This is a genomic window from Bradyrhizobium sp., from assembly GCF_017881085.1.
Taxonomy (GTDB): domain Bacteria; phylum Pseudomonadota; class Alphaproteobacteria; order Rhizobiales; family Xanthobacteraceae; genus Bradyrhizobium.
On record NZ_JADGRI010000226.1, the window covers coordinates 1 to 8,977 of the forward strand.

The following is an 8,977-nucleotide window of genomic DNA, read 5'->3' on the forward strand; positions in this document are numbered from 1 at the left end:
GAACAGTTTTTCGCGCAGCGTCCCCGGCTGGTAGGCGGTCTTGTAACGCCCGCGCCGGACCAGCTCCGGCACCAGCATGTCCGCGATATCCTCGAAATCGCCGGGCGAGACCGCGAATGGGACGTTCAGGCCATCGACATCGGTCTGGTCGAACCACGCTTCGATCGCGTCGGCGACTTTCTCGGGCGTCCCGACCACGACCGGGCCGATGCCGCCGATGCCGACATGCTGGGCGACCTCGCGCACGGTCCAGACTCGGTCGGGATCGGCGCGGGTGATGTTGTCCATCGCGGTGCGGCCGGCGTCGTTCTCGACGTGGCGGACCTGCTGGTCGAGATCGTACGTAGAGAAGTCGACGCCGGTCCAGCCGGACATCAGCGTGAGCGCGCCCTCGGGGCTGATGTGGCTGCGATAGTCGGCGTATTTGGCTCTGGCTTCGGCTTCGGTTCGGCCGAGAATGACGGTGAACATGCTGAACATCAGTATGCCGGCCGGGTTGCGTCCGGCTTTTCCGGCGAGTTCGCGAATGGCGGAAACGCGCGGCGCGATGATCTTGGCCGATGGTCCCGACATGAACACGCATTCGGCGTGTTCGGCGGCGAATTGCCGTCCGCGCGGCGAGGTGCCGGCCTGATACAGCACCGGCGTGCGTTGCGGCGACGGCTCGCAGAGGTGAATGGCGTCGACGCGGTAGTTTTTTCCTTCGTGCCTGACCCGATGCACCTTGGCAGGGTCTGTGAAGATTCCCCGCGCCCGATCGCGCAGCGCCGCGTCGTCCTCCCAGCTTCCTTCCCAGAGCTTGTAGACCACCTCCATATATTCGTCGGCGACGTCGTAACGGTCGTCATGCGCGGTCTGCCTGTCCTTGCCGGCGCCTTTGGCCGCGCTGTCGAGATAGCCGGTCACCACGTTCCAGCCGATCCGGCCCTCGGTCAGATGGTCGAGCGTCGACATCCGCCGCGCGAAAGTATAGGGCGGCTCGTAGGACAGGTTGGAAGTCACCCCGAAACCGAGATTCTTGGTGACCGCGGCCATCGCCGAAATCAGCAGCAGCGGATCGTTGCATGGCGTCTGCGTAGCGTTGCGCAGCGCCGCGTCCGGGCTGCCGCCGAACACGTCATAGACGCCGAGCACATCCGCGAGAAACAGGCCGTCGAACCGACCGCGCTCCAGCGTCCTGGCCAGATCGGTCCAGTAGGGCAACCGGTTATATTCCGCCGTGCGGTCGCGCGGATGGGTCCATAGCCCCGGCGATTGATGCGCCACGCAGTTCATGGCGAAGGCGTTGAGCCGGATTTCCTTTTTCATGAACGAACAGCCTTTTTGGCGAGTCGTGGACACCTTGTTATCGCCCGGTCGGAAGCCGGGCTGCCAGCGGAAATTGTCGCATTCCGGCTTGTCCCGGCAAAGCAAATTGTCGGTGCCGTGCCACTTTCGGCCGGCATCGTATCTCGATACGTTGGCCGGATTTGAAGCTTCGCGACCGCGAAAAAGGAAGACATGACCAGAATTGATGCCATCGAACGGGCACGCCAGACACTTCAATCCGGCGAGTTCCTCGGCGAACTCGACCGCAGGGTCGCCTATCCCACGGAAAGCCAGACCCCCGAGCGGCGCGCCGCGTTGCGCGCCTATCTCGTGGAAGAACTTACTCCTGCCTTCGTGCAGCTCGGTTTCTCGACAAGGCTGATCGAATCGCCGACCGGCAACAATCCCTACCTTCTGGCGGAATATCGCGAGAGCTCCTCGGCACCGACCGTCCTGATGTACGGGCACGGCGATGTCGTCGACGGCATGACCGGCGAATGGCGCGACAATCTCGATCCTTGGCGAACGACGGTCGTCGGCAACCGCGTCTATGGCCGCGGCACCGCAGACAACAAGGGCCAGCACAGCATCAATCTGTCGGCGCTTCGCGCCGTGCGCGCGGTGCGCGGCGGCCGGCTGGGCTTCAATGTCAAATTCATCGTCGAGACCGGCGAGGAGATCGGATCGCCCGATCTGCGCGAGGTGTGCGAGTCCTTACGCGAGGAACTCAAGGCCGATCTGTTTCTGGCTTCCGACGGGCCGCGGCTTGCTGCCGATCGCCCCACCATCTTCCTCGGCTGCCGCGGCGGATTGCGAATTCATCTCGATGTGAACTTACGCGACGGCTCGCATCATTCCGGCAATTGGGGCGGCGTCCTTGCCAATCCCGCGACCATCCTGGCGAGCGCGATCGCAACGCTGGTTGACGGCCACGGCCGCCTGTTGCTGGACGCGATGAAGCCGCCGCGGCTCTCCAACCAGATCCGCGCCACGCTGGCCGACGTGAAGATCGAGCCGATGGAGGACGAGCCGGCACTGTCGGTGAACTGGGGCGAGGAGGGCTTGTCGGCCGCCGAGCGGCTTTATGCCTGGAATACGCTCGAGGTGCTGGCGATATCGTCGGGCAATATCGAGAAGCCGGCCAACGCCATTCCCGGCCGCGCGCAGGCCATGCTGCAGCTCCGCTTCGTCGTCGGCACTGGGGTCGACAAGGTTATCGACGCCGTCACCGCGCATTTGCACGCCAAGGGTTTTCCGATGGTGGAGGTGCGCGCGACGCAAAGCTTTGCCGCCTCGCGGACCGATTTCGACAGCCCCTGGATCAACTGGGCGGCAGCCTCGATCCGGCAGACCACGGGCAAGGCGCCGGCGGTGCTGCCGAATTTCGGCGGCTCGCTGCCGAACGACGTGTTTTCCGATTGCTTGGGATTGCCGACGATCTGGGTGCCGCACTCCTATCCCGGCTGCTCCCAGCACGCGCCCAATGAGCACATTCTGCTTTCCGTGACTGACGAAGCGCTCGGCATCATGGCCGGTTTGTTCTGGGATTTGGGCGAGATGGCGCGTCCGCTCTAGCCGCTGGACCAGAATGGCGCGTGCGGCCTCGCGTTTGTCGCATTAGTCCGGGCGGTGCACGCCAAAACAATGCTTGTCGCCGGTACCGTCCGCGGTCGCTTGACGGTCAAAAGTTACATTCTATTGCGGCCCGAATTGTGCAAGCATCATCAGTGAAGTCTTCCAAACGAGGAGAGGACGAATGAAACATTTGCCTATCATTGGCCTGGCGTTGGCCGCCGCGCTCTCGGGGAGCCCGGCGAACGCCGAGGAACTCACGGGGACATTGAAGAACATCAGGGAAACCGGCGCGATCACCCTTGGCTTTCGCGACTCGTCGATCCCGTTCTCCTATCTGGACGACAACCAGAAGCCGGTCGGGTTTGCGATGGACATCTGCTACAGGATCGTCGACGCCGTGAAGAAGGAGCTCAAGCTCGACAAGCTCGAGGTCAAGCTCAATCCGGTGACCTCGGCGACCCGCATTCCGCTGATGGCCAATGGCACCATCGACCTAGAATGCGGTTCGACCACCAACAATGCCGAGCGTCAGAAGCAGGTCTGGTTCACCAATACCCATTTCCTGACCGCGAGCCGCTTCGTTTCGAAGAAATCCAGCAAGCTCGACAAGATCGACGATCTCAAGGGCAGGTCGGTGGTCTCGACATCAGGCACCACCAACATCAAGCAGCTCACCGAAGCCAATGCCGCCCGCAATCTCGGTATCAACATCATTCCGGCCAAGGATCACGCCGAAGCGTTCCTGATGGTCGAGACCGATCGCGCGGTGGCGTTCGTGATGGACGATATCCTGCTCGCGAGCCTGGTCGCCGGATCGAAGGAGCCGGCGGCTTTTGCCATTTCCAGCGATGCGTTCTCCAAGGCCGAGCCCTACGGCATCATGCTGCGCAAGGACGACGTGGCCTTCAAGAAGGTGGTCGATGCCGCCACCGCGGCGCTCTATACGAGTGGTGAGGGTTCGAAACTCTATGAAAAATGGTTCATGCAGAAAATTCCGCCCAAGGGATTGAACCTCAATACGCCGATCGGTCCGGAGTTGAAGCATGAATTTGCCAACCCTTCGGACTCACCGGATCCCGACTCCTACAAGACGATGTAACCAATGCCCCGCCGGCTCATGCGATGGCCTCGGCCGTTAGCACGAGCCGGCCGGGAGTGTAGCGCTGGCGCACGGAAAACTCTGTGAATTATCACTGGAACTGGCGCATCTTCTGGGAGCCGGCTCCGAACGGGACCGGCACCTATCTCGACATGCTGTTGTCCGGGCTGTTGTTGACCGTCGAGACCGCGATCTGCGCCTGGATCCTCGCGCTGGTGGTCGGATCGATCGTCGGCGTGTTGCGCACGCTGCCGTCGAAGACCGCGTCCTGGGCCGGCTTCGCTTACGTCGAATTCTTCCGCAACATGCCGCTGCTGGTGCAGCTGTTCATCTGGTTCTTCGTGCTGCCGGAGCTCTTGCCGCAGGCGTGGGGACTTTGGCTGAAGCAGATCCCCAACGCGCCATTTTACACCGCGGCGATCGGGATCGGTTTGTTCATGTCGGCACGCGTGGCCGAACAATTGCGGGCTGGCATCGGATCGCTGCCGCGCGGTCAGAAACTGGCCGCGACCGCGCTCGGGCTGACGACGGCGCAGACCTACGCTTACGTGCTGCTGCCGATGGCGTTCCGCATTATCATGCCGCCGCTGACCTCGGAATTTCTCAATACCATCAAAAATACGTCGGTGGCCATCACCATCGGCCTGATCGAACTGACCGGCGAGGCCCGCGCCATGCAGGAATTCTCGTTTCAGGTGTTCGAGGCCTTCACGGGCGCGACGGCGCTGTATCTCCTGATCAATATCGTGGTCGTCATCGCGATGCGCTTCCTTGAGCGCGCGCTGGCGGTCCCCGGATACATTACCGGGAAATGAGCCGCGCCATGTTCGCCAATTTTGACTTCGACGTCATCCGCCGCTCACTTGGGTATCTCTTTTTCGACGGCATGACGTTCACATTGACGCTGACCGGCCTCGGCGCATTGGGCGGCCTGATCTTCGGCACGCTGATCGCGCTAATGCGGCTGTCGGGTTTCAGGTTACTGGGACGCGTCGCCGGACTCTATGTCGACCTGATGCGGTCGTTGCCGCTGGTGCTGGTGATCTTCTGGTTTTATTTCCTGGTGCCCTTTATCGGACAGTGGCTGACGGGCTCGTCGCGGCCGATGCACGTCGGCGCGTTCACCTCCTCGCTCGTCACCTTCATCATGTTCGAGGCGGCGTACTTCTCCGAGATCATGCGCGCGGGCATCCAGTCGATCTCGAAGGGACAGCCGGCAGCCGCGCAGGCGCTCGGCCTGAGCTACAGCCAGACCATGCGCTATGTCGTGCTGCCGCAGGCGTTCCGGAACATGCTGCCGGTGCTACTGACCCAGACCATCGTGCTGTTCCAGGACACCTCGCTGGTCTATGTGCTGTCGATCCCGGACTTCTTGGGTGCCGCCAGCAAGGTCGCGCAGCGCGACGGGCGGCTGGTTGAAATGTATCTGTTTGCCGCGCTGGTCTATTTTGTCATCTCCTGTGCCGCCTCGTTCGGGGTCAGGCGTCTGCAAGCCCGCATCGCCTTCGTGCACTAGTGAGTCCGGTATGATCGAGATCAGCCACGTCGACAAATGGTACGGGCCGAGTTTTCAGGCTCTGAGGGACTGTACCACCAGCGTCAGCAAGGGCGAGGTGGTGGTGGTATGCGGCCCCTCGGGTTCCGGCAAATCGACGTTGATAAAGTGCGTCAACGCGCTGGAGCCGTTCCAGAGCGGGGAAATCGTCGTCGACGGCATCAGGGTCAATGATCCCAAGACTGATCTGCCGAAATTGCGGGCCCGCGTCGGCATGGTGTTCCAGCATTTTGAGTTGTTCCCGCATCTGAAGATCATCGAGAATCTCTGTCTGGCGCAGCAAAAGGTGCTGGGACGGTCTCGCGAGGAGGCCATGGCAAAAAGCTCAGGACTGCTCGACCGCGTGGGCTTGAACGACCACGCCCGCAAATATCCGGCTGAATTGTCCGGGGGCCAGCAGCAGCGCGTCGCCATTGCCCGGGCGCTGGCGATGGACCCGATCGCCATGCTGTTCGACGAGCCGACCTCGGCGCTCGATCCCGAAATGATCAGCGAGGTGCTCGACGTGATGGTCGACCTCGCCCGCGAGGGCATGACCATGATGGTGGTGACCCACGAAATGGGCTTTGCCAGCAAGGTCGCCCACCGGGTCATCTTCATGGACAAGGGCGAGATCGTCGAGGACGCGCTGAAGGAGGACTTTTTCGGCAGCCCCCGCAGCGACCGCGCGCAAAAGTTCCTGTCGAAGATTCTGTCGCACTAGGAATTGTCATTCCGGGATGCGCCTCTTGGCGCAGGCCCGGAATCCATACTCCCGATGGTGGTTATGGATTCCGGGCTCGCGACTTCGTCGCGCCCCGGAACGACGGGGATGAGGGTTTATCGGCATTAACAATTCCCGTATATGGTCCGCATCATTGCTTTGCACGCCCGTCAGGAGAACTCGCTTGGATCAGATCGCTTACGTCAACGGTTCGTTCGTGCCGATGTCAGAGGCCAAGGTCTCGATACTGGACCGCGGCTTTCTGTTTGCCGACGGGATCTACGAGGTCGCCGCCGTGCTGGACGGCAAGCTGATCGACAACGCCTCGCATCTGGCGCGGCTGGAGCGCTCGGTCGGTGAGATATCGCTGGCTCTGCCCGAGACTACCGGGCGGATCCAGGAGATCCAAAAAGAGCTGATCGCGCTCAACAACCTCGTCAACGGCATGGTCTATCTGGAGGTGACGCGCGGCGCCGATACGGGGCGCGATTTTGCGTTCCCGAAGGGAGTCAAGCCGACGCTGGTCATGTTTACCTCCGTCAAGGACATCATCAACGCGGCCTCCGCCAAGACCGGCATCGGCGTGATCACGGTGCCCGACATCCGCTGGACCCGCCGCGACATCAAGAGCGTCGCGTTGCTGGCGCAGGTACTCGCAAAACAGGCCGCGGCGGAGGCCGGCGCCGGCGAAGCCTGGATGATCGAGGACGGCAAGGTCACCGAGGGCGGTTCGTCCTCGGCGTTCATCCTGACCCAGGACGACGTCATCGTGACACGGCAGAATTCGTCGGCGATCCTGCCGGGATGCACCCGCAAGGCAGTGGTCGCGCTCGCCGAAGAACGCCAGCTTCGCGTCGAGGAACGTCCATTTACCGTCGCGGAGGCATTGGCGGCGAAAGAAGCCTTCATCACCAGCGCCACCGTGTTCGTGCAGGCGGTGGTGTCGATCGACGGCAAGACCGTCGCCAACGGCAAGCCCGGTCCGATGACCGACCGCTTGCGCGAGATCTATGTCGAATTCGCCAAGGCCTCCGCGGTGTAAATCATATGCGCCGAGGCATGATTGATGTTCGCACCTACGGCTTCAGGATCAGCTTCTGCACCCGCCAGTTCAACAACTCGCCGACATAGAGCACGTTCTCCGACGGGCACGCCATGGCGTGGATCCAGCCGAATTGCTTCAGTTGCTTGCCGGATTTGCCGAGTACGCCCAGCACCTTGCCCTCGAGGCTGAGCTTGTAGATTGCGGCCTGGCCATGCGTCGGAGCTGTAGAGCATGGTCGCGAGCCCGCCGGAAGAACTCAGCCGCTGTTTCCGCGCGGAGGAGGAGCGTTGGCGCAAGGTGATCCAGAACGCCGGCATCACGGCGGATTAGCCTCGCCCATTGGAATAATTGCCAATCGAGGGGGTTGCAGCCATTGTCGACAGACTAGCCAACGAAAACAGACGTTAACCGGGAGACTACAATGCGTTCGATCGTTTCGATGACCCTGGCGGCCTGCGCCATGGCGGTGCTGAGTTCACCCACCTTTGCCCAAACCCCGACCCCGGCGGCGCCGCCGGCGCCACCATCGGCGGGTGGTACGCCCGACGCGATGCCCTTTGATATTCCCTATGGCCAGTCGATCGGGCTCGAGCGCGCCAAGCAGGTCATGGCCGCGGCCGAAGCCGAAGCCAAGCGCCGAAACTGGAAGATGAACATCGCCGTCGTCGATACCAACGGCGAGCTGGTCCAGTTCGAACGGATGGAGGGCGCGCAGATCGCATCCGGCACGATCTCGATCGGCAAGGCCCGCACCTCGGCGCGCTTCCGAAGGGAATCCCGCGTGTTCTACAACGTCTATGAATCCGGCCATCCCTATATCTCCACGCTCGATCCGACGCTGACCGCGAGCCCCGGCGGATTTCCGCTGGTCGAGGGAGGCAAGCTGATCGGCGCGGTGGGCTGCAGCGGCGGCACCGGCGATCAGGACGCAGCCGTCTGCAAGGCCGGCGCCGAGGTCGTGAAATAGCCCGGCGGCTTTCTACCCGGCGCTACGCAGCGCCGGGTTTCGCCGGCGCCGTTTCCTTGACGAACCGGTTGCGCAAGGTGCCGATGCCGGTGATCTCGATCTCCACGACGTCGCCGGCTTTCAGGTCGGGGGAGGCGCCGTCGGTGCCCATCCAGATCACGTCTCCCGGCCACAGCGTAAAGTACTTCGTCAGTTCGACGATAAACGGCCTGATGCCGAAGATCATGTCGTTGGTGCGAAAGCGGCCGGTCTCCTTGCCGTTGACCTTGACGATGGTTTCCATCCTGTCGAGATCGACTTCGGTTTCGATCCACGGCCCCATCGGCTTGAAGGTGTCGGCGTTCTTGGATCGCCACAGGCCGCGATCGGCCTTCTGCCAGGTCCGCTCGCTGACGTCATTGCCGATGGTGTAGCCGAACACGCAGGACATCGCGTTGGCGTCGGTAAGGTGCTTTGCCTTCTTGCCGATCACGACGACCAGCTCGCCCTCATAGTGGATCTTCTCGGTGGCGGTGGCCGGAATCACGACCTCTTCGTCATGCGCGATCAGCGCATTCTGCGCGCGATAGCCGATCTCGGGCCGATCGGGAACGTTCGGTACCGTGCCAGCCTTGTCGGCGGCCTCCTTGAGATGTTTGAGGTAATTGAGCCCGACGCAATAGAAGGTGCGCGGCATCACCGGCAGCTCGATCTTGACGTCTTTCAGGGCATAGGTGCGTTGGGTG

General features: G+C 62.3%; 10 protein-coding genes. 7 read left to right on the plus strand and 3 right to left on the minus strand.

Annotated elements, in window-relative coordinates; genetic code table 11:
- A partial coding sequence (locus QZ213_RS19585) for an LLM class flavin-dependent oxidoreductase (protein ID WP_291687747.1) occupies positions 1-1,308 on the minus strand: 1,308 nt, incomplete at its 3' end.
- Between the two features lie 192 nt (positions 1,309-1,500).
- On the opposite strand from QZ213_RS19585, the gene QZ213_RS19590 reads away from it, so the two are divergent.
- The 6 genes from QZ213_RS19590 to QZ213_RS19615 all read left to right on the plus strand — a co-directional run bounded on the left by QZ213_RS19590 (position 1,501) and on the right by QZ213_RS19615 (position 7,282).
- A complete protein-coding gene (locus QZ213_RS19590) occupies positions 1,501-2,883 on the plus strand; it encodes a M20 family metallopeptidase (protein WP_291687748.1) in 1,383 nt (460 codons plus the stop codon).
- Between the two features lie 181 nt (positions 2,884-3,064).
- Positions 3,065-3,982, plus strand: a complete 918-nt coding sequence (locus tag QZ213_RS19595; protein ID WP_291687749.1) for an amino acid ABC transporter substrate-binding protein — start codon at positions 3,065-3,067, stop codon at positions 3,980-3,982.
- An 83-nt stretch (positions 3,983-4,065) separates the two neighbouring features.
- Positions 4,066-4,797, plus strand: coding sequence for an amino acid ABC transporter permease (locus tag QZ213_RS19600; protein ID WP_291687750.1), 732 nt, complete (start codon positions 4,066-4,068; stop codon positions 4,795-4,797).
- A gap of 8 nt (positions 4,798-4,805) precedes the next feature.
- Positions 4,806-5,498: an ABC transporter permease subunit gene (locus QZ213_RS19605; RefSeq protein ID WP_291687751.1), complete on the plus strand. Its 693-nt coding sequence runs from the start codon at positions 4,806-4,808 to the stop codon at positions 5,496-5,498.
- A gap of 10 nt (positions 5,499-5,508) precedes the next feature.
- On the plus strand, positions 5,509-6,240 hold the full coding sequence (locus QZ213_RS19610; protein WP_291687752.1) for an amino acid ABC transporter ATP-binding protein: 732 nt from the start codon (positions 5,509-5,511) through the stop codon (positions 6,238-6,240).
- Between the two features lie 184 nt (positions 6,241-6,424).
- Entirely contained in the window at positions 6,425-7,282 is an 858-nt protein-coding gene (locus QZ213_RS19615) for a D-amino-acid transaminase (RefSeq protein ID WP_291687753.1), read from the plus strand.
- Positions 7,283-7,316: 34 nt separating this feature from the next.
- Here QZ213_RS19615 and QZ213_RS19620 read toward each other — a convergent pair whose 3' ends face one another.
- The gene (locus QZ213_RS19620; RefSeq protein ID WP_291687754.1) at positions 7,317-7,457 is read right to left on the minus strand and encodes a hypothetical protein; all 141 of its coding nucleotides are present in this window, start codon (positions 7,455-7,457) and stop codon (positions 7,317-7,319) included.
- 249 nt (positions 7,458-7,706) lie between these two features.
- Between QZ213_RS19620 and QZ213_RS19625 the strand changes: the two genes are divergently transcribed.
- Entirely contained in the window at positions 7,707-8,252 is a 546-nt protein-coding gene (locus QZ213_RS19625) for a heme-binding protein (protein ID WP_291687755.1), read from the plus strand.
- 22 nt (positions 8,253-8,274) lie between these two features.
- On the opposite strand, the gene QZ213_RS19630 is transcribed toward QZ213_RS19625, so the two are convergent.
- Positions 8,275-8,977: fumarylacetoacetate hydrolase family protein (locus tag QZ213_RS19630; RefSeq protein ID WP_291687756.1), on the minus strand; the 703-nt coding region annotated here is incomplete at its 5' end.

Bases quoted from the DNA above. Each gene is read 5' to 3' on its own strand.
- QZ213_RS19590 (WP_291687748.1), top strand. From the start codon at position 1,501: ATGACCAGAATTGATGCCATCGAACGGGCACGCCAGACACTTCAATCC.
- QZ213_RS19595 (WP_291687749.1), top strand. From the start codon at position 3,065: ATGAAACATTTGCCTATCATTGGCCTGGCGTTGGCCGCCGCGCTCTCG.
- QZ213_RS19605 (WP_291687751.1), top strand. From the start codon at position 4,806: ATGTTCGCCAATTTTGACTTCGACGTCATCCGCCGCTCACTTGGGTAT.
- QZ213_RS19610 (WP_291687752.1), top strand. From the start codon at position 5,509: ATGATCGAGATCAGCCACGTCGACAAATGGTACGGGCCGAGTTTTCAG.
- QZ213_RS19625 (WP_291687755.1), top strand. From the start codon at position 7,707: ATGCGTTCGATCGTTTCGATGACCCTGGCGGCCTGCGCCATGGCGGTG.